The organism is Polyangium sp. 6x1, assembly GCF_029946515.1.
GTDB lineage: Bacteria > Myxococcota_A > Polyangia > Polyangiales > Polyangiaceae > Polyangium.
On record NZ_JARZHH010000078.1, the window covers coordinates 32615 to 52029 of the forward strand.

Genomic DNA, 19415 nt, shown 5'->3' on the forward strand with positions numbered 1-19415 from the left:
GCTCAGGCGGTCTCGATTCGCGACACGAGCTCGAGCCCGAGCTCGCTCACGGCCACCTCGCGCATCCGGAACTTCTGCACCTTCCCCGTCACGGTCATGGGGAATTCGTCGACGATCTTCCAGTAGCGGGGGATCTTGAAGGTCGCGATCCTGCCTTTGCAAAACTCGACGAGCTCGGCCTCCGTCAGCGCGTCCCCCGGCTTCGGCCGGACCCAGGCCATGATCTCCTCGCCGTATTTCGTGCTCGGCACCCCGATCACCTGCGCCTCGCTCACGCGCGGGTGGAGGTGCAAATACTCCTCGATCTCGCGCGGATACACGTTCTCCCCGCCGCGGATGATCATGTCCTTGATGCGGCCGACGATGTTCACGTATCCGCCTTCGTCGATCGTCGCGAGGTCGCCGGTATGCATCCACCGGCCCGCGTCGATCGACACGCGCGTCGCCTCCTCGTCGCCCCAGTACCCGAGCATCACGCTGTAGCCGCGCGTGCAGAGCTCGCCGGATTTGCCGCGCGGAAGGACCGTGCCCGTCTTCGGCTCGACGATCTTGACCTCCACGTGCGGATGCACGCGGCCCACGGTGCCGACGCGTTTGTCCTCTGGATCGTCCATCGCGCTTTGCGTGGAGACGGGCGAGGTCTCGGTCATTCCGTAACAGATCGTGACCTCCCGCATGTGCATCTCTGCGACCACGCGCCGCATGACCTCCACGGGGCACGGCGATCCCGCCATGATCCCCGTGCGCAGCGAGCGCAGGTCGAACTCCTTGAACCGCGGGTGATCGAGCTCCGCGATGAACATCGTCGGCACGCCGTAGAGCGACGTGCACCTCTCGGCCTCGACCGTCTCCAGCACCGCGAGCGGATCGAACGCCTCGCCCGGGATCACCATCGTCGACCCGTGCGACGTGCACGCGAGGTTGCCCATCACCATGCCGAAGCAATGGTAAAACGGCACGGGAATGCAGACCCGATCGTCCGGGCCGTAGCCGAGGGCCTCGCCCACGAAAAAACCGTTGTTCAGCACGTTGTGGTGCGAGAGCGTCGCGCCCTTGGGAAAACCCGTCGTGCCCGAGGTGTACTGGATGTTGATCGGGTCGTCGAAGGAGAGCTCGGCCTCGCGCTCGGCGAGCGCGTCGTCGCTCACGTGCCCGCCCGCCTCCACGATCATCTTCCAGTCGTCGTCGAGGATCAGGACGAGCCTCATCTCCGCGAGGCGCGGGCGGACCTCGGCGATCATCTCCACGTAGCTCGTGGTCCGGAACCTCCGCGCCGCGAACAGCACGGACACGCCCGATTTCCGCAATGCGTATTCGAGCTCCGCGGTCTTGTACGCGGGATTGACGTTCACGAGAATCGCGCCCACGCGCGCCGCGGCGTACTGGAGGACCACCCATTCGAATCGGTTCGGCGACCAGAGCCCCACGCGATCGCCCCGCTTCACGCCGAACGCGATGAGGCCCCGCGCGACCCGCGTCGTCGCCTCCCAGAGCTCGCCGTACGTCAAGCGCACGCCCTGCGAGCGAACTACGAGCGCCTCGCGGTCCGGATGTCGCGACACGGTGCGGCGCAGGTTTTCCCCAATGGTTTCGCCGAGCAGCGGCGTCGCGCTCGTGCCGTGGGTGTAGGAGAGAGCGGCGGTCATGGCGCGCCATCGTGGCACGACGCCGCGGCGCCCGGGAGATGAAATGAACGGAGACGGACGTCCCGGGCATATCCTGAGGGTTTCGAGGATGCTCGACGGTTGACGAGGCGCACGGGGCCGCGGATGATGGCTCGGGGCACCATGCAAGGACGCATCGCAGGCAAGGTGGCGCTCGTGACGGGCGCAGGGTCGGGCATCGGGCAGGCGACGGCGGAGCTCTTCGCGGAGGAGGGCGCGCGCGTGGTCGTCACCGATATCGATGTCGCCGCGGCGGAGGCGGCGGCCACGCGCATCGCGACGCGCGGCGGCCAGGCGCTCGCCCTGGAGCTCGACGCGACGGACGAGGCGGACTGGGAGTCGGTCATGGAGCGCGTGCTCGCGGGCTGGGGCAGGATCGATGTCCTGGTGAACAATGCGGGCGTCGCGTCGAGCAGTCCGCTCGCCGAGAGCACGCTCGCCGATTTCCGGCGGGTCGTCTCGGTGAACCTCGACAGCGTCTTTCTGGGCACGCAGCGGGGGCTGCGGGTGATGCGCGGCGGGGGCGGGGGCAGCATCGTCAACGTGGCGAGCGCCTCGGGCAAAAAAGCGGTCGCGGGCGCGGGCGCGTATTGCGCGAGCAAGGCCGCCGTGGTGATGCTGACGAAGGTGGCGGCGCTCGAAGGGGCGCCGCACCGGATCCGGGTGAACGCCGTGCTGCCCGGGGGCGTGGAGACGCCGATGTGGGAGAAGCAGCCGTTTTTCCAGGCGCTCGTGAAAGAGCTCGGCGACGTGCGGGATGCCTACGCAGCGGTCGCGAAGACCTCGCCGTTCGAGCGCTTCGCGACGCCGCGGGAGGTGGCGGCGTCCATTTTGATGTGCGCTTCGGACGAGAGCTCGTACGTGACGGGCGCCGAGATCGTGGTCGACGGCGGGTATACGGCCTGATCGGGGCGCGGCGCGGAATTCAGGGTTTGATCCGGAGCACCCGCAGCTTGGCGCCCTTGTCGTCCTCCAGGCGCAAACCCACGGCGATCTCGCTCCCGAAGGCCCGCACGTCCACGAGGCGCGCTTCCCCCCGGAAGTCCACGTTGTAGTTGAACGCCGAGACGCGATCGATCGGGAGCGTCAGCACCTTCTCGACCTGGCTCGCGCCGGGCGCGACGCGCGCCAGCACGAGCTCGCTTTTCGTCTTGACGTCCGTCGGCGGGCCATCGTCGCAAAAACAAAGGTTCCCCTCGAAGCACGTCTCCGCGTACACGTGCACGTAATCGAGGGAATGCACGACCCACGCGAGCCACGCGGCCCCGTCCTGCGTGCGTGTCACGGCAAACGCCTCGTGCTCGATCCCCGTCGCCGTCTCGTGACAATCGGGCGCGCACGGGGGGTTGCCGGGGAGCTCGCTCGCGGGCGGACAAACGTACGACGGGACGGCCGTCTCCGGCACGAGGATCTCGCCGAACGAGTCGCCGTCCGGCCACACGACGCGCAGCCCCTCGTCGTGCTGGAGGACGGCGACGATCGGCGGCGCGGCCGGATCGAGGGCCATGGGCGAGCCGTGCGTCACCCGGTAGGGCAATGGATTGCCGAGCCCGTTCGGATCGTAGGGCTTCGGCGTGCCGAGGTCCTTCGGCGGATCCCCGTATTGCAGCGCGATACCTGCGTCCGTGACGTGTCGTCCGATCCAGACGGGCGCGCCCGACGCGTCCAGCGTGAATCGATCCCTCGTGCCGACGTTCGACTCCGACCACATGCCGTTCGGGGGCGATGTCCAGAGAGAGTTGTCCTTGGACAGCGGCGCGTTCTCGTTCCACACGTGGCGCACGCCGCTCGCATTCACCTCGAAATCGAGGGGGGAAAGGGTTCCGACCTCACGCGTCGTGATGGCCTCCATCGTGAAACCCACGCCCGGCGTTCGCACGAGCATGAGGCTCTCCGCATTCGGACCGCCGACCCTCTGGTCGGCGACGGCGAGCACCGCGCCGTCCGTGTCCTGCGCGAGCAGCAGGGGCGCGTGCCCGATGAACTTTAGCGGGAACCCGTCGACCGGGCGCCCGCCGTCCGCGCGGATCTCGAAGAAATGCGTGGCCATGACGCTGGACGTGGCGAGGTACGTCCCCGCGGGCGCCGGGACGACGCGGATTCCGGCCGAGCCGAGCAACATGCCTTCCGTGCAACGCACCTCGACATCGGCGACGATCGGGCAGCTCGCGCCGGGGCAAGCGTCCTCGTGCGAGGCGACCTCGAACGAGCAGGTCACGGGTCCGGCGCCCTGACCGCCCTCGCCGCCCTGGCCGCCAGGTCCACCCGACGCGCCGGCGCCGCCGGATCCAGCCACCACACGCCCCTCGACCGAATCGTCGCACCCCCCGGCGACACACAAAAGCGCAATCGACAATCCGCCGACAAACAGCGCATACGCTCGCATCATGCCAAGTTACCTCCCAGGAAAAGGAGCGTCCTCAGGGCGTGTTCAGGATTCGCAGCACGCGCACCTTGATCCCCGTTTCGTCTTCGAGCCGCACGCCCACGGCGACCGTGTCGCCGAACGCCCGCATGTCGAGGAGCCGCACGTCCGTCCACAGGTCCGAGTAGAGGTTGTAGGTCGACGGCGTGTCGATCGGAAGCGTGATCAGGGGATCGACGAGGACCTGTCCGGTCTGGTATCGCGCTATCACGAGCTCGTTCGTCGTCTTCACGTCCTCGGCCACGCCGCCGCAGATGCACATCGTCTCGTCGTCGAAGCATTGCTTCTGGTAGACGCGCGTGTAATCGAGGTGGCTCACGATCCAGGCGAGCCAGACCGTGCCGTCCGCGGTCCGCGTGACCGCGAAGGCCCCATTCTCGATGCCGGTCGCGGTCTCGTGGCAAGGGGCCGGGCAGGTCCCGTTCTGCGGATCGTAATCGGTGCTGACAGGACAAACATAAAACGGGACGTTCGTGTCCGCGACCTCGATCTCGTCGGACGCCTGGCCCGAGGGCCACACCACGTGCAGGCCGATGTCGTGCTGAATGACGGCGACGAACGGTACGACGGCCCCGCCAAGCACGCTCGCAGGGGCCTGCGTCACGCGGTATTTCGCGGCCGGCGAGGATACGGAGAGGCCGCTCAGCACGTCCGGCGGATCGCCGTACGCGAGATCGTAAAAGGAGCCGTTGGGGATGAACCCGAGCGAGACGGGCGCGCCCGAGGCGTCGATCGTGAATCGACTCCCGTCGCCGACGATCTGCGCGGCCGCGGAGGAGAAGCTCCCGTCCACGGAGCGCGTCGCGACCGAGATCCCGCTCGGCGGCTCACTCGCGTACCACACGTGCGCGGCGCCCGCCGGATCGATCTCGAAATCGTAGACCGGCACGTAACGATCGTCCCTGTCGGCGACCATCTCCTTGACGAACCCGCTCCCCTCCGGCCGCACGAGCGCGAGGCCGTTCGGGTATCCGACCGGCGACGTGCTCCCGTCGATCGTCGTCTCGTCGCCGACGGCATACACCTCGCCGGTCGGCCCCTGCGCGAGCACCATCGCGCTTGCGTCGAGCCGCATCGGGAATGCGTCGAAGCGGCTGCCTCCCGAGGGCGTGATCTCGAAGAGATAGGTCCCTTCGTGGCTCGACGTGCCGAGGAACGTGCCCGTAGGCCCCGGCGCGACGCGCACGCCGGCCGCGCCGAATTCGCGCTCGGTGCAGCGCACCTCCACGTCGGCCGTGATCGGGCAGCTCCCGGCGGGGCATCCCACGTCGTGCGAGGCCACCTCGAACGAGCACGTGATGGGATCGCCGCCGGATCCGCCGCCTCCGCCGCTCCCTCCCCCGCCCGCGCCGTCAGGATCGTCCGGCCCGCCGCAGCCTGCCGCGACGTGCACGACGCCGACCAAGATGGCCCCGACGAACCCTCCGCGCAATGCCCTCATGACGCATCACCTCGCCTGAAAAGGAAGGCGCGTACGGCATCAGAATGGCAGCCGCGTGTCAAGCCCCGTCGGGCTCAGCGCTCGTGGAGGGCCTCGAAGAGCATTTCGAGCATACGGTACGTCAATCCCCACACGATTCGCTCCTCGACGTCGAAGGCCGGCATGTCGAGCACGTTTCCCTCGTGATGATAGGCATACCGCGCCGCGACCTGGCCGCGCGCCATCGGGCCGATCGGAGCCCATACCACCTCGGCCACCTCGGCGCTCAACGAAAACGGCGGCGGATCACGCTCGTCGAGGGCGAACACGAACGGCGTGATGGTCATTCCGACGCGCCGCGCCCGCGCCACGGCGGGGATGTCCGCGAGCCGCGCCAAAAAGCGGCCGTGCTGGGCGAGATCGAGCCCGATTTCCTCCTCCGTCTCGCGCAAGGCCGTGTAATAGAGGCTCGGATCCGCCGGCTCCCGTCGCCCCCCCGGAAACGCCATCTGCCCCGACCACGGATCTCCCTGGCGCTCGGAGCGGCGAATCAGGAGGACCTCGGCTTCATGCCCGTCCCGCGGCGCGCGCAGGATCGCCGCGACGGCCGCTTGTCGCTCCGTCGTGGCGGCCTCGGACACGAGATCGAGGACGGCAAGACGAGCGGCGATGGCGGCGAGATCGTACGAGGTGGACACGGCGCTTCCCTCCCAGGGCTAGCGGCGCGCGCGGGTGGCGTCAAGGGAGGGGGCGGGACGCTTCGAGCCCCCGTTTGCCCTCGGGAAAACACGTTTTCTATCCCCGCGGCGCCTCCCCGAGAATCGCGAGGTTTCTCGGCGTCGCCTCCGCCTCGAACACCTCCGCGACCCGCGCCGTATACCCTCGCTCTTCGAGCGCCGCCGCGCGGTCGAGCACGACCGCGATCTCGAGCGGTCGCGCGAGCATCGCGCGCGGCAGCGTCCATCGGCGGATCCGGCCGAACTCGCTCGCCCCTTGCGCCTCGTGCTCCCGGATCTCCGCCTCGGTCGCCGGCGCGAGCCCGCGGAGCGCGAGCGCCCGCGCCGCGAGCGCGGCGAGCCCTTCGCGCGCCCGCCGCCGGTTGATGCCTCGCATCTCCTCGCCCGGCGCGATCGCGACGCCCCGCGCCCGCAAGAGCCGACCGAGCGCGTGCCGGTGTTCCCGCGCGGAGAGCATCTCCGCGAGGTCCGCCTCCACGCCCACGAGCCGCGTCGTCAGGTTCGAAAGCCCGAGCGCCTCGCGCGGGAGCACGAGCCCCGCCGCCCGCGCCGCGGCCGAGAGCGGCTCGCGCGCCGGCCCATCGATCTTTTGCAGACAACACGACACGAGCGCCACGTCGCACGGCGCCCTCGATGCTTCGAGCACCAACCGATCGCCGAGCGAGCCACACGCGTGCAGCCCCACCGCGAGATCGTCGGGCGAGAGCACGATCGGATCGCGGAGCGCGTCGAGCACGACGAACCGCGCGCGCGTGCCTCGACCGAGCAGCGAAGCCGCCTCCACGCGCCGCGGCTCGCGCTCGATCCCCACCGCGTCGCGGTCGAACATCTCGGCCGCGAGGCGCGTGAAGTGCCCTCGCCCCGCGCCGATGTCCACGATTCGACGCGCCCTCCGCGCCATGGGCTCGACCGCGTCGAGCAGCGCTTCGAGCTGCCGCGTCTTGCGCTCCGAGACCGAACGGGGCCGATCGAGCCGCGTCCCCGGCGTCGCGGCGAGCCGCTCGGGCAGCGCCGACACGTCGAGCGCCGCGCGCCCGAGCTCCACGAGCGACGGCGGCGCCCCCGCGAGCGCGGGCAAGCGCGCCGCGAGCCCCTCGGCCTCGCAGCGGGCGAGCTCGTCGTCGGAGAGAGCGCCGAGAAACGCCGTGTAGCCACGCACCTCGCAAAAGTCGGGCGGCTCCCTGGATTCCGGCCTCCCGCGCAGGATGTCGAGCGCCGGCACGACGAGCGCGAGCGCCCGCGCGAGGCTCTCCGAGACGAACCGGGGCGCCGCTTCCATGCCGGCGAAGCGAACGTCCCCACATGCCTCCTGTCAAGGTGTACGTTTCGTGCCTTCGGGCTTCTACTCGCGCCCCGGCGTGGTGTAGGCTGCCGCCGAGCGCCGCATGGCCACCTGTCCTACTTGCCTTGCCACCTACTCGGGCGACCTCGCCGCCTGCCCCTCCGACGGCACGACTCTCGTTCCGGACGACGCGGTGTCTGGCGCTGGGGGCTCCGCTTGGGCAGGCCAAGCTTCGCCCCCAGACCCCCAGGCCGCAGCGCTCGAGCTCGAGCCCGGCCGGGCCGTCGGGGAATACCGCATCGAGCGCAAGATCGGCGAGGGCGGGTTCGGCGCGGTGTACGCCGCGGTCCACCCGGTCATCGGCAAATCCGCGGCGATCAAGGTCCTGAACCCGCAATACTCGCACAACCCGGTGATGGTCTCGCGGTTCGTCGCCGAGGCCCGCGCGGTCAACCAGATCCGCCACCGCGGCATCATCGACATCTTCTCGTTCGGCAAGCTCGAAGACGGGCGGCAGTATTACATCATGGAGCTGCTCGAGGGCATGACCCTCGAAGCATACCTGCGCGAACGCGGCCGGCTCCGCCCCTCCGAGGCATTGCCCATCCTGCGGCAGATCGCCCGCGCCCTCGACGCCGCGCACGCGGCCGGCATCGCGCACCGCGATCTCAAGCCGGAGAACGTCTACCTGGTCTTCGACGAGGACCGCTCGGTCTTCCCGAAGCTGCTCGATTTCGGCATCGCCAAGCTCCTCGGCGAATCGCAGAGCCACAAGACGCGCACCGGCACGCCCATGGGCACGCCGCTCTACATGTCGCCCGAGCAATGCCGCGGCAAGCAGGTCGATCACCGGACGGACATCTATTCGTTCGGCGTGATGACCCACGCCGTGCTCACGGGCCAGCCGCCGTTCCTCGGCGACGACGTGATGGACGTGCTCATGCAGCAGGTCCAGTCGCCCCCGCCGGCGATGTCGTCGGTTTGTCCGGACCTCGGATCGGCCCTCGACGCGCCCGTGCTCCGGATGCTCGCGAAGGATCCGGCCGAGCGCCCGGCCTCGGTGACGGCCGCGATCGACGCGGTCGTGGACGCCGCGCGCGCGGCCGGGATCGAGGTGCCCTCCGTCGCCACGCGCTCCAGCGAAAAACTCCCGCGCGTCGACACGCCGGCGGGCCTGACGCCCGCGCAGCAAGCCGTCTTCGGGCAGGCGACGACGATGATGCAGCCGGACGCGGCGCCGGCAACGACGAGCTCTCCCTCGGGCGAACAGCCGAAGGCCACGCTCCGGTCGACGCCGGACGCCATGCCGAGCCGCCGCTCGAGCGTCCTCTTCGTCGCCCTCGGCGCGGCCCTCTTCGTCGCGGGGATCGTCGTGGCGACGCTTTATGCCTCGCGGGGCGGGCCGGACGCCGTGGCCGCGCACCCGCCGCCTCCGCCGCCGACGCCGACGCTCCCCGCGCTCGCTCCGGAGAAAACGGCCGCGCCCGAGCCCACGGTCGTGCCGGACGAGACGCTCGAAATCGAGCTCCGTGTGCAAGCGACGCCGGAGAACGTCGAGGTGCACCTCGGCGAGCGCAAGCTCGGCGTCGCGCCCGGCCCCCTCAAGATCCCGCGTGGGGATGCGCCGGTCGAGCTCACCTTCTCGGCGAAGGGCCATCAATCGAAAACGGTCTCCGTCGAGCCCAATCACAGCATCCTGATCCCGATCACGCTGGAGAAGGAAAAAGCGACCTCCCAGCCGCGGACGAGCGGGACGGCGAAGACGGTGAAGAATCGTGGGGAACTCGAGTACTAGCTTCCGGCGTCGCGCGGCGCTCGTCGGCCTCGCGGCGTTCCTCGGGGCCGTGGCGGTCTCGAGCTGCCAGAGCCTCGAAAACGTCGACGAGAACGTCTGCGGCAACCGCGTCCTCGAACAGGGCGAGGATTGCGACGGAAACCTGGTCCTGAGCGCCGACGCGGTCGCGACCGAGCCCAAGAACCTCTGCGGCGCCACGTGCCGCTACATCTGCAACCTCGCCGACGATCCGACCGTGGTGTGCCCGGCCGGCTTCGGCTGCGGGCTCGACGGCACGTGCCGCAAGCCCGGCAGCCTGTCGGCGCCGCCGCTCTCGATCGCGGGCGGCGGCGTGCGGCGCTTGATGTCCGGCGATTTCGACGGTGACGGCCGGCAGGACGCCGTGGCCCTCGGCGACAGCTCGCTCGACATCTTGTTTTTCGAGACGAACGGCCTCATCGACCGATCGATCACGGTGCCAAACGAGCGTCGTTTGCCCGGGATCGGCGATATCGACGGGGACGGCACCTCGGATCTCGTCCTGAACCTCGGCGACGCGCTCGGCGTCCTGTCGGGTCAGGATAGCCGCACGCTGCAGCCGAGGAGTTATCCTACGGGCAACCTGGGGGGCGAAACCACGCGGCTCGTCCCGATCGGCCGAATCGACCAAGAAAACACGCTGCTCGTGTTCGTCACGAAGGAGGGACAAACCCACCTGGAGACGATTGCCGTCGACGGCAACGCCACGCCCGTCCCCAAGAAGGTCGGCGGGATGCAGGAGCTGGTTTTTCCGGGGGCCCTGGTCGGCGCCGTCGCCGTGTCGGAAAACACGAAGAGCGGCTCGAAATGCCCTGTCGTCGCCTTCGAGCTCGCATCGACGCCCGCGCAGGTGGTCCTCCTTTCCTGCGGCGCATCCGGCAAGCTCGCGGAAGATCCGACGCACACCTCGATACCGCTGCCCCTCGGCGGCTCCGCCTGGGCGGGAGCGTTCTTCGCGAACGCGGACGCCGACGGCGACGACGACCTGCTCATCGGGACCGCGGACCAGGTGGACGATGAACGTCTCCACCTCCTCGCGAATGACGGCAGTGGCACGTTCACGGAGGCCGTGGACCCGGGCGATGGCCCCCTTTCGCCGCTCGTCGTGGAGGCGAGCAATTGCGGAGGCCGCGTCCTCGCCGGGCCACCACTCGCGGTCGGTGACCTCGACGGCAATGGAGCGCTCGACGTCGTCGACGCGCGCGGCATCCTCTACAATCCGTACTCCACGGGGACCTCGAAGAGCTGCGATGCATTCGGCGCGACCTGGGCGCACGTCGTCATCGGCGATTTCAATGGCAACGGGCTCCCGGACGTCCTCGCGGCGCGCGCGGGGCAGACGCTCCTCGACGTCTGGAGCACCGTCGAAGGGGGCGAGCTCAACACGTTCACCATCCCCGTGGAAGAGTTCGTCGGCGAGCTCGCCCTCGGCGATTTCGACGGAGATTCCGTGGACGACGTCGTGCTCCGGTATGCTCCGCCGCCTCCGGCCGGCGAACCAACGGCCACGCCTGCGAGCGAGCTCCTCATCCTCTTCGGCCGCCCGCTCGCCGCGCCCGACGCCCCCCTCTCCCTCGGCGTTTTTCCGGACCTCGAGCACATCGCCGCGGGCCGCCTGAAAGGGAAAAACGCCGTCGGCGCCCCCGATTTGCTCGACGATCTCGTGGTCCTCTCCTCGGCCGGGTCGGGCATGCAGAACATGCCGGGCATGCCGGCCCCGCCGAGCGTGCCGGACAAGCATTTCACGATCGTCGAAGGCAACGTCGGGCGACGGCTCCTCGCGCCGCTGACCATCAAGGGCACGTCGGCGGGCGCGCCGGAAGACACGGCGCCGACCACGGCCCTGGGGCCCACGCAGATCGTCGTGTCCCACTTCGGCGTCGAAGCCTGCGACGCGCAAGGGGGCCCGGGAGAACCCGCATCCGGGCCCCGGGCGACCATCGTGGCAGGGACGAACAGCGAGGTCTGGCTCGCGGGGTGCCATCAGGACGGCTCGTCCCTGCGTGTCCTCGACTCGCTCGACACGGACAAGGGCAACATGCTGCTCGCGCCGGTGAATTACAGCGAGGATCACGACGCACTCGGGGTCTTCCTCAAGGCTTCGACCGGGGGTCGCGGCCTCTGGGTCGCCGATTACGACCCGAAGACGGGCTTCGAGGATTCTCCCAAGCTCTACGAGATACCGAGCGTGACCGAAGACCTCGTCCTGCCAAACCCCGATCCGTTCGGCGCGCCGGCGGTCGTCGTCGATGTCGATGGCAATGGGCGGCGCGACGTCGTCCTCCTGGTGAACACGGTGGGCCCGGACGACGAGGCGCGGCCCCGGAGCGCGGTCGCCATCTACTGGAACGACGGCCCGGACACCGAGACGCTCGACGAGCAGCGACGGACCATCGTCGAGATCCCCCAGACGCTCCTCGAACAGCCCGACACGTCCGAGGACAACAATACCTCCAGCGAGGAAATCGAGGGGATCGTCGATATCGCATTCCCGAACATCCAGGGGGACGCGGCCAAAGAGCTCGTCATCCTCACGCAGCGAGGGCTCTACGTGCTCTACCTGAGCAAGGACGCGGCGGGGCGCCGCCTGTTCAACCTCCCGGCGGACGATCCTTTCCCCCCGTTCCCGAGCGGCCAGGCCTTGCTCGCGATCGACGCGAACAGCGACGGCGTCGACGATCTGCTCGTCGCCGAGGGCCCGAGGCTGCTCCTCTTCCTCGGCAAGGAGGCCGCCCGATGAGGCGTTTCTTCGCAGCGCTCGTGGCGCTCGCGCTCTCCGCGGGGGCGACGCCCTCGGTCGCAGGCCCTTCCGACGTCGATTCCCCCGAGGCACGCGCCTATTTCGAGACCGGCGCGCGCGAGTACGAGAAGGGCAATTACGCGAACGCCGTCCGCGCCTTCGAGCAGGCCCACGCGCTGACGACGCGCCCCGGCCTCCTCTTCTCCATCGCGCAGGCCTACCGCAAGCAATACGGCAACGACGGCAAACCGCAGAACCTGCGCCAGGCCGTCGATTATTATCGCCGGTATCTGGCCACGGACACGACGGGCAAGCGCCGCGGCGAGGCCGACGCGGCCATCAAGGACATCGAGGCGATCCTCTCGCGCCTCCCCGCCGAGGTGCAGAGCACGCCCGCGCCCGAAGAGGCGCCCTCGACCCAGATCTCCATCACGACGCAGGTCGAGGAGGCGACAATCTCGATCGACGGCGGCCCGCCGCGGCCGCTCGAGGCCATCGACGTCACGCCGGGCAAACACAAGGTCCTGGTGCAGGCGCCCGGGTATTTCCCCGAGGAGCGCGAGGTCCCTGCCAAGCAAGGCCAGATGACGGCGCTCGACGTGCCCTTGCGTGAAATGCCGGCCCTCATCTCGATCACGGGCCCGGCGGGCGCCTCGGTCACGGTGGACGGTTTGCCCAAGGGCGCCTTGCCTCTCCAGGCGCCGCTCCAGATCGAGGCGGGCGTCCGGACCCTCAGCGTGAGCCTGAACGGCTTCAACACGTTCACCACGGAGCTCGACCTCGGGCGCGGCAAGTCGGAGGACGTGAAGGCCACGCTGGACCGCACGCGGCAGCGAATCACCTCGTTCGTCCTCATCGGCGGGGCCGCGACCAGCATCGTCGGCGGCGGCGTCATGGCCTTCCTCGCCGCGAGGGCCGGCGAAGAGGCGGTCAAAATCAACGACCGGCGCCGCAATGGCTGGATCACCAAGGACGAGCTCGGAGACTACCTCGATTATCGGGACGCGCAAACGACGTTTCGCAACGTCGCGACCGTATCTCTCAACGTGGCCGCGGGCATGGGGGCCCTCGCCTTCTTGTTGTATTACTTCGACGAACCCCGGCTCGCCCCCCCGCGCAAGAAGGACGACAAGAAGCCCAAAGGCCCGGCCCCCTCGCGCCTGCGCGAGATCGCCGTCGTGCCCACCGTCGGCCCCGGCGCCCTCGGCCTCTCGTTCGGCGCGCGATTCTGATTCGCCCGCCTACCGCCGTCTCCGCCGCATCACCGCCGCCGCGACGACCAGCCCGATCACCGCGCCCATTCCGTCGAGGCTCCCGGTCGATCCCGGCGCCGCGGCGCAATTCGCGGGCTGGGCCGCGGTCCCGTCCCCGCCGAAGTCGGGCATGGAGCCGGGCGGCTCGCTGCATTTCGAATAATCGAGCTTGCAATCCTTCGTGCACGCGAGCGTACCTTCGCCCGCCCCCGCCTCCTCGCAATCACTCACGAGGAAGAGCTTGCCGTCGCACGCCTCGCCGGCTTCGAGCTTGCCGCTCCCGCAGACGGGCGGCGGATGGAGATCGAAGTTTCCCGGGTTGTACACGAACCCCTTCGGATCCGCGTCGCCCTTCGTCCAGGTGCAATTGGGGTCGCCGAGCTCTTGCCCGTTCGTCCAGCCGTCCTGATCCGAATCGAGGGGGCAGAGCGGCCCCCAGTCCACATTTTGCTGCTGCACCGGCACCGCCCCCACGAGATGCAGGCGCGCGTCGCTGCCGAAATCCGTATTGTAGCTGGCCTTCGTGTCGCCGTGGCAGTTCAAGCAGCCGTATTTGCTGCCGTTCGGGATGTCGTTCACCCGGAATGGACGCGCCGAGGCGGCCGTGGCCGACGTGAGCGAGGCGAAACCCAGGAGGAGACCCAATGATCGCAGGAGGAACCTCATTGGCCAAACTAAAGGCGGCCAGCCCGAGGCGTCAAGCACGTGGCGGTCCGCGTGGCTGTTCTCCGACGGACGCGAGCCGGATCGTCCCGGGCTGCGCCCGTCCTTCAGGTGGGGGCGGGAGGAAGGCGAATGAGCCGCCGCGCCGGGGCGCTGCCCCGGACCCCGCGGGGGCTATTCGCCCCTCGACCCGAACCAGGGCCAGCCCTGGACCTCTGGGCATCGACTGCGCGAAGCGCAGTCGATGCGGGGAAAGTTTTTTAAGCTGTCCGCCCCCTCTTTGCAGGGCAAGCCCTGGATCTCAGGGGGAAGAACTGCGCGAAGCGCAGTCGATGCAGGGAAAGTTTTTTAAGCTGTCCGCCCCCTCTTTGCAGGGCAAGCCCTGGATCTCAGGGGGGAAGAACTGCGCGAAGCGCAGTCGATGCGGGGAAAGTTTTTCAAGCTGTCCGCCCCCTCTTTGCAGGGCAAGCCCTGGATCTCAGGGGGGAAGAACTGCGCGAAGCGCAGTCGATGCAGGGAAAGTTTTTCAAGCTGTCCGCCCCCTCTTGGTACGGCAAGCGCTGGACCGCAGGGCGAAGAACTGCGCAATGCGCAGTTCTTCCCACAGGCCGGTGGTACCGCGTTGCTGATTGAAACGTCAGCGCTGCTGTCTTGGTTGACAGGGTCGTTCGTGGTCTTGCCTCGGCCCGTTCGATGAACTGCGCATTGCGCAGTTCATCGACCACGAGTCCAGCGCTTGCGCAGGCCCCGCGTCCAGGGGCGGACAGCCCCGGTGGGGCCTGGGGCAAAGCCCCAGCGAGGCGCCAACGCCTGCCGCGGACGGACGCCCCGGCGCGGAGCGGCTGGAGATACGCAAGCTCCGCCCGGAACGTGTTATAGGTACGCCCCATGGTTCCCTGCCCTCGCCGCCCGGGTCTCGCGCGCTCGTCGGTCGCCGCCGCCGTCCTCGCCGCGGCCTGCGTCACGCTCGGCCTCTCCGTCGCTTGCACCCCGACCGAGCCGCGGACGGGGCAATGGCAGCCGACCGATGGCACCTTCGAGGATGCGCGGCCCGAGGGCACCACGAAGGCCACGTCGGAGCCCACGACGAAGCCGACGGCGAACAAGCCGCCGCCGCCTCCGCCGCCTCCGCCGCCGCCCCCGCCCCCGCCGCCGCCCCCGCCTCCGCCTCCGCCGCCCCCGCCTCCGCCGCCTCCCGCGACGATTGGCGTCACGGGGCCGAGCTGCGTCATCAAAGGCACGTCCCCGCTCGCGAAGGGCACCTTGCTTTACGACGCGCCCCAGGGCGGCCGGGTCATTGCGAGCTTCCAGGGCGGCTACGTCCCGATGTCGATGAGCGAGGTCCCGCCGGATCCGGCCATTCAGCGCTCGAAGATCGTCACGCGCGCGAATGAGCCTTCCTTCCGCCTCGAAGGGTACGTCGCGACGAACGCCCTTCCGGTCTGGAGCGGCCGCGACATCCCCATCGTCTCGGGCAACGTGTGGATCGCGACCGCGCAGAAGCTCAAGATCACCGGGGCGAAGCTCGGGTTCGTCACGGTCGAGATGCCCATTTTCGGCACGAATGGCCAGAACGCCACCGTCAGCGCGCCTTGCGACGCGCTCGCCTTGCAGCGCGGCACGCCCGTGCCCGTGGAGGTGCCCGGCAATGGGCGCGGCTACCTCGCCAAGGATCAAAACATCGACATCCTCGACGGCCCCGCCGGCAACGTCGTCTACACCCTCCGCATGAACGTCGCCGACGTCAAGCTCTTCTGGAGCACCGAGACGAGCGGAGGGTTCGTCCACGGAAAGCTCCGCGCCGATCTCGCGATCGACGGGTGGATGCGCGCCTCCGATCTCACCGCCTTACCCAAGGGCGAGAGGTGGGATCAATACATTCCCCCCGAGACGAGCGTCGCGGGCGCCCAGCTCGTCATGGATCCGCCGCCCCGCGTCGCCCGCGCCTCGAAGGACATCCCGATCCGCTCCCGGCGCGACGAAAAAGAGCGGCCGATCGGCGTGATCGAAGCAGGGGCCGAGCTCCTCGTGCTGGAGACGATCGCCGGCTGGACGAACGTGCTGCCGAAATCGGTGTTCGCCTTGCCCGACGAAAGCGGCGGATTCTGGATCCCGGCCAGCGAGACGCCTCGCTGATCACTCCGCCACGACGTCCACGGTCGCCCCCGCCTCCTCCAGCAATCGTCGATACCATTGCGCGGCCTCCCGCGCGCGGCCCGGGAGCGCGCGCGTACCCCAGAGGACGCTGAACGTGCGCCGCGTCCCCGCGTGTGTCTTCGTGCGCTGCGCGTCCTTCACCCCGTTCGCCGACGGCCCCTCCGCGTCGAACAGGCAAAGCAGCCCGGCGAGATCGATCTCCTGCCCCGAGGCATTGAAGACGTATTTCTCGCCCGGCTTCGCGATCCCGAGGCGGAGCGGCGGCGTCGCGCGGTCGAGGTCGATCACGCTGATGGGCAGGCCGCTGTGCAGCGAGACGGCGTTGCACGTGTCGACGGCCGCGTTGATCGATCCGAGCGCGCCCTCGGTCACCGCGCGGACGAGGTACTCGGACGATGGTTTTCCCCGGCCCGTCGGCTTGTACCCGCCGTGCCGCAGGAGATCACGAACGGCTGAACGGACCGCCTCGTCGGCCGAGAGCGGCGCCGTCGCGCCCGGCGTGAGCAGCGCGCGGACGCTCGCGGGCACCGCGATCTCGCCGAGCGGCGCGGGAAACGTGGTCGTGAAAGCGGCGGCCTCGAGCAGCGGGTGCGGATCGATCGTCAGCATGGGAGGCGCATCCTAGCCCGGCGCGGCCCGCTTGACACGAGGGGGCCGCCGCGTGCCTCATGGCGCTGAAAACGACCGAGGAGGCACGATGAGGATTCCCGCGAAGGGTCTCGGAAGGGACGAGCTGTTCGAACACCTCTCCGCATTCCGCGCCCACGACATGCCCTGGCGCGACGGCCGCACCTTCGCGTACGTCTACGACGCCGGGCCCGAGGCCGAGGCGGTCATTCACCGCGCGTACACCATGTACCTCGGCGAAAACGCGCTCGATCCCACGGTCTTTCCGAGCACGCTCGTGCTCGAAAACGACGTCGTCTCCATGGCCGCCGCGCACCTCGGCGGCGACGACGAGGTCGCGGGCTCGTTCACGAGCGGCGGCACCGAGAGCATCCTGCTCGCGGTGAAGACGGCGCGTGATCACGCCCGCGAGGCGCGCGGCATTCGCGAGCCCGAGATCCTCGTCCCCGAGACGGCGCACGCCGCGTTTCACAAGGCCGCCCATTACCTCGACGTGAAGCTCGTCACGGTGCCCGTCGATCGCGCGACGTTCAAGGCCGACGTCGCGGCCATGCGCGAGGCCATCGGCCCGAGCACGGTCCTGCTCGTCGGATCGGCCGTCTCCTACGCGCACGGCGTCGTGGATCCGATCCGCGAGCTCGGCGCGCTCGCGCTCGAAAAGAACCTCCTTTTGCATGTCGACGCGTGCATCGGCGGGTTTCTCCTGCCGTACTTCCGGCGACTCGGCGCGCCCGTCCCCGATTTCGATTTCCAGGTGCCGGGCGTCACCAGCATCTCCATGGACTTTCACAAGTACGCCTTCGCCGCGAAGGGCGCGTCCGTGATCCTCCACAAGACGAAGGATCTCCGGCGCCACCAGTTCTATGCCTGCGCGGGCTGGACGGGCTACACCGTGGTCAACTCGACCGTGCAGAGCACGAAATCGGCCGGGCCGCTCGCGGCCTGCTGGGCCGTGCTCCACCACTTCGGCGACGCGGGCTACCTCGAAATCGCGCGGAGCATGCTGGCCGCGACGCGCAAGATCGCGGACGGGATCGAGGAGATCCCGGGCCTCCGCCTCCTCGCGCGGCCCGAGATGAACCTCGTCGCGTTCACCTCCGACGAGGTCAGCGTCTTTCACGTCATCGACGAGATGAAGGCCCGCGGCTGGTTCGTCCAGCCGCAGCTCGGCTTTGGTTCGTCGAAAGCAAACATTCACCTCTCACTCAACCCGAAGGCGCTCGGGCTCGCCGACGAGCTGCTCCGCGACCTCCGCGAATGCGTGGCGATCGCCCGGACGCTCCCGCCGCCCGGCGGGGATCTCTCGGCGCTGCGCGGCGCGCTCGCGTCGCTCGACCTCACGAAGCTCGATCCCGCGGTGCTCGGCGGCATCCTGCGCGAGGCCATGGCGGCGACGGGCGTGGCCGGCGCGAATTTGCCCGATCGTATGGCCGCGGTGAGCGAGGTCCTCGACCACCTGCCGCCCCCGCTGCGCGAGCGGCTGCTCGTCGAATACATGAACGGCCTCTTCCAGACCCGCGTGGACGGACGCTGATCCCCCGTCGCGGCTGGAAACACCGAAAAGCGATCCGCCCGTGAAACCCGTGGTTCCCCGATTGCGGCGAGGGGGCGCTTTCCCCACGGAGCGAGCATGCAGCCGACGCTCCGCCGTCTCGGGCTCCTCGCGTGGCTCGCCGCCGCCGCCTCGGGGTGCGGCCGGGACGAACAGGCCCACGCCGCGATTCGCCCCCTCGCCACGCAGAGGCGCCTCGCGCTCCCGGTCGAGGTCTACACGCTGAACATCCCCGACGATCTGCCCGGATTCGCCGTGCCCGGCCCGGACGGCGCGAATCCGAAGATGCTCTTCCTGCACGGGATGTGCTCGGCTGGCGTCGGGGACGTGCAGGCCTTCCAGTTCGCGGCGAACGAGCACGGCGGCATCCTCGCGATCCGGGGCGACACGCCCTGCGACGACGCCGGCGTCCTGCGCAGGCATTCGTTTGACCTCGACAAACTCGACGCTCGCATCCGGGCCGCGTTCGAGGTGAGCGGCGGCGTGGCGGACGACCTCGTGCTGGTGGGCCACTCGCAGGGCGCGTATCTCGGCGAGCGGCTCGCCGAGCAATGGCCTCAGCGGTATTCGCGGCTCGTCTTGATCGGCGCGCCCACGGAGCCCTCGGCGGCGCGGCTCCGGCACGTGCGCGGCGCGGTCATGGTGAGCGGCGAATATGACGTGACGACGCGCATGAAGCAGGCCGCGACGGAGCTACAGTCAGCCGGCATTCCTGCCACGTACCTCGAAATGCCGGGCGCCAAGCACGGGCAGATGGGCGACGCCGAGCGCGTGTTCGGCGAGGCGTTCACGTGGCTCGAGGCGAACGCGCTTCCTCGCAAGCCCTAGGCGTGGATGTCGGACCGGGATCCGGGGTATCCTCGGACATGGCCTCGAAGAATTTGCTCGCCTTCGTGCTCGCCGCGTCCGGCGTCCTCCTCGCCCCCGCTTGTTACCTGACCTCGTCGTTCGACGGCCTGACCGGCGCTCCCGACGGGACTCCGACGAGCTCGTCGAGCGCCGGCGGCGGCATGGGCGGCGCCGGGGGCGTGGGCGGCGCAGGCGGCGCAGGCGGCGCGGGCGGAGCGGGCGGCGCAGGCGGC

The 19415-nt window shown here is 69.5% G+C and carries 14 protein-coding genes and 1 pseudogene; 8 read left to right on the forward strand and 7 right to left on the reverse strand.

Features of this window, described 5'->3' with window-relative positions:
• Positions 1 to 2: 2 nt before the first annotated feature.
• Positions 3 to 1646: an AMP-binding protein gene (locus QHF85_RS42330; RefSeq protein ID WP_281333151.1), complete on the reverse strand. Its 1644-nt coding sequence runs from the start codon at positions 1644 to 1646 to the stop codon at positions 3 to 5.
• Between the two features lie 141 nt (positions 1647 to 1787).
• On the opposite strand from QHF85_RS42330, the gene QHF85_RS42335 reads away from it, so the two are divergent.
• On the forward strand, positions 1788 to 2570 hold the full coding sequence (locus QHF85_RS42335) for an SDR family NAD(P)-dependent oxidoreductase (protein ID WP_281333152.1): 783 nt from the start codon (positions 1788 to 1790) through the stop codon (positions 2568 to 2570).
• 19 nt (positions 2571 to 2589) lie between these two features.
• On the opposite strand, the gene QHF85_RS42340 is transcribed toward QHF85_RS42335, so the two are convergent.
• The 4 genes from QHF85_RS42340 to QHF85_RS42355 form a co-directional block, all read right to left on the reverse strand.
• Complete coding sequence (locus tag QHF85_RS42340; protein WP_281333153.1) at positions 2590 to 4053, reverse strand: hypothetical protein; 1464 nt, start codon at positions 4051 to 4053, stop codon at positions 2590 to 2592.
• A 31-nt stretch (positions 4054 to 4084) separates the two neighbouring features.
• Entirely contained in the window at positions 4085 to 5530 is a 1446-nt protein-coding gene (locus QHF85_RS42345; RefSeq protein WP_281333154.1) for a hypothetical protein, read from the reverse strand.
• Between the two features lie 74 nt (positions 5531 to 5604).
• Complete coding sequence (locus QHF85_RS42350) at positions 5605 to 6207, reverse strand: CoA pyrophosphatase (protein ID WP_281333155.1); 603 nt, start codon at positions 6205 to 6207, stop codon at positions 5605 to 5607.
• A gap of 97 nt (positions 6208 to 6304) precedes the next feature.
• A complete protein-coding gene (locus tag QHF85_RS42355) occupies positions 6305 to 7525 on the reverse strand; it encodes a methyltransferase (protein WP_281333156.1) in 1221 nt (406 codons plus the stop codon).
• A 106-nt stretch (positions 7526 to 7631) separates the two neighbouring features.
• On the opposite strand from QHF85_RS42355, the gene QHF85_RS42360 reads away from it, so the two are divergent.
• The 3 genes from QHF85_RS42360 to QHF85_RS42370 are packed head-to-tail and all read left to right on the forward strand — an operon-like array spanning position 7632 to position 13313.
• Positions 7632 to 9323 carry a serine/threonine-protein kinase gene (locus QHF85_RS42360; protein ID WP_281333157.1) on the forward strand — a complete coding sequence of 564 codons (1692 nt, stop codon included), beginning with the start codon at positions 7632 to 7634 and terminating at the stop codon, positions 9321 to 9323.
• Positions 9304 to 12081 carry a VCBS repeat-containing protein gene (locus QHF85_RS42365; protein ID WP_281333158.1) on the forward strand — a complete coding sequence of 926 codons (2778 nt, stop codon included), beginning with the start codon at positions 9304 to 9306 and terminating at the stop codon, positions 12079 to 12081. The genes QHF85_RS42360 and QHF85_RS42365 overlap by 20 nt, the downstream gene beginning before the upstream one ends.
• On the forward strand, positions 12078 to 13313 hold the full coding sequence (locus QHF85_RS42370; protein ID WP_281333159.1) for a PEGA domain-containing protein: 1236 nt from the start codon (positions 12078 to 12080) through the stop codon (positions 13311 to 13313). Before QHF85_RS42365 ends, QHF85_RS42370 begins: the two co-directional genes overlap by 4 nt.
• Before the next feature lie 9 nt (positions 13314 to 13322).
• Here QHF85_RS42370 and QHF85_RS42375 read toward each other — a convergent pair whose 3' ends face one another.
• Entirely contained in the window at positions 13323 to 13979 is a 657-nt protein-coding gene (locus tag QHF85_RS42375; RefSeq protein ID WP_281333160.1) for a hypothetical protein, read from the reverse strand.
• A 906-nt stretch (positions 13980 to 14885) separates the two neighbouring features.
• Between QHF85_RS42375 and QHF85_RS42380 the strand changes: the two genes are divergently transcribed.
• Positions 14886 to 16133 carry a hypothetical protein gene (locus QHF85_RS42380; protein WP_281333161.1) on the forward strand — a complete coding sequence of 416 codons (1248 nt, stop codon included), beginning with the start codon at positions 14886 to 14888 and terminating at the stop codon, positions 16131 to 16133.
• On the opposite strand, the gene QHF85_RS42385 is transcribed toward QHF85_RS42380, so the two are convergent.
• Positions 16134 to 16763 carry a phenylalanine--tRNA ligase beta subunit-related protein gene (locus QHF85_RS42385; RefSeq protein ID WP_281333162.1) on the reverse strand — a complete coding sequence of 210 codons (630 nt, stop codon included), beginning with the start codon at positions 16761 to 16763 and terminating at the stop codon, positions 16134 to 16136.
• An 88-nt stretch (positions 16764 to 16851) separates the two neighbouring features.
• On the opposite strand from QHF85_RS42385, the gene QHF85_RS42390 reads away from it, so the two are divergent.
• From QHF85_RS42390 to QHF85_RS42400, 3 genes and pseudogenes are all read left to right on the forward strand, one after another.
• Positions 16852 to 18315: an aspartate aminotransferase family protein gene (locus tag QHF85_RS42390; RefSeq protein ID WP_281333163.1), complete on the forward strand. Its 1464-nt coding sequence runs from the start codon at positions 16852 to 16854 to the stop codon at positions 18313 to 18315.
• Between the two features lie 96 nt (positions 18316 to 18411).
• Entirely contained in the window at positions 18412 to 19161 is a 750-nt protein-coding gene (locus QHF85_RS42395) for a hypothetical protein (RefSeq protein ID WP_281333164.1), read from the forward strand.
• Between the two features lie 38 nt (positions 19162 to 19199).
• Positions 19200 to 19415: pseudogene (locus QHF85_RS42400) on the forward strand (hypothetical protein); the annotation flags it as partial.

Coding starts and splice junctions, on each gene's coding strand:
- QHF85_RS42380 (WP_281333161.1), top strand. CDS start 14,886: ATGGTTCCCTGCCCTCGCCGCCCGGGTCTCGCGCGCTCGTCGGTCGCC.
- QHF85_RS42370 (WP_281333159.1), top strand. CDS start 12,078: ATGAGGCGTTTCTTCGCAGCGCTCGTGGCGCTCGCGCTCTCCGCGGGG.
- QHF85_RS42395 (WP_281333164.1), top strand. CDS start 18,412: ATGCAGCCGACGCTCCGCCGTCTCGGGCTCCTCGCGTGGCTCGCCGCC.
- QHF85_RS42330 (WP_281333151.1), bottom strand. CDS start 1,646: ATGACCGCCGCTCTCTCCTACACCCACGGCACGAGCGCGACGCCGCTG.
- QHF85_RS42340 (WP_281333153.1), bottom strand. CDS start 4,053: ATGATGCGAGCGTATGCGCTGTTTGTCGGCGGATTGTCGATTGCGCTT.
- QHF85_RS42390 (WP_281333163.1), top strand. CDS start 16,852: ATGAGGATTCCCGCGAAGGGTCTCGGAAGGGACGAGCTGTTCGAACAC.
- QHF85_RS42355 (WP_281333156.1), bottom strand. CDS start 7,525: ATGGAAGCGGCGCCCCGGTTCGTCTCGGAGAGCCTCGCGCGGGCGCTC.
- QHF85_RS42335 (WP_281333152.1), top strand. CDS start 1,788: ATGCAAGGACGCATCGCAGGCAAGGTGGCGCTCGTGACGGGCGCAGGG.
- QHF85_RS42385 (WP_281333162.1), bottom strand. CDS start 16,763: ATGCTGACGATCGATCCGCACCCGCTGCTCGAGGCCGCCGCTTTCACG.
- QHF85_RS42360 (WP_281333157.1), top strand. CDS start 7,632: ATGGCCACCTGTCCTACTTGCCTTGCCACCTACTCGGGCGACCTCGCC.
- QHF85_RS42345 (WP_281333154.1), bottom strand. CDS start 5,530: ATGAGGGCATTGCGCGGAGGGTTCGTCGGGGCCATCTTGGTCGGCGTC.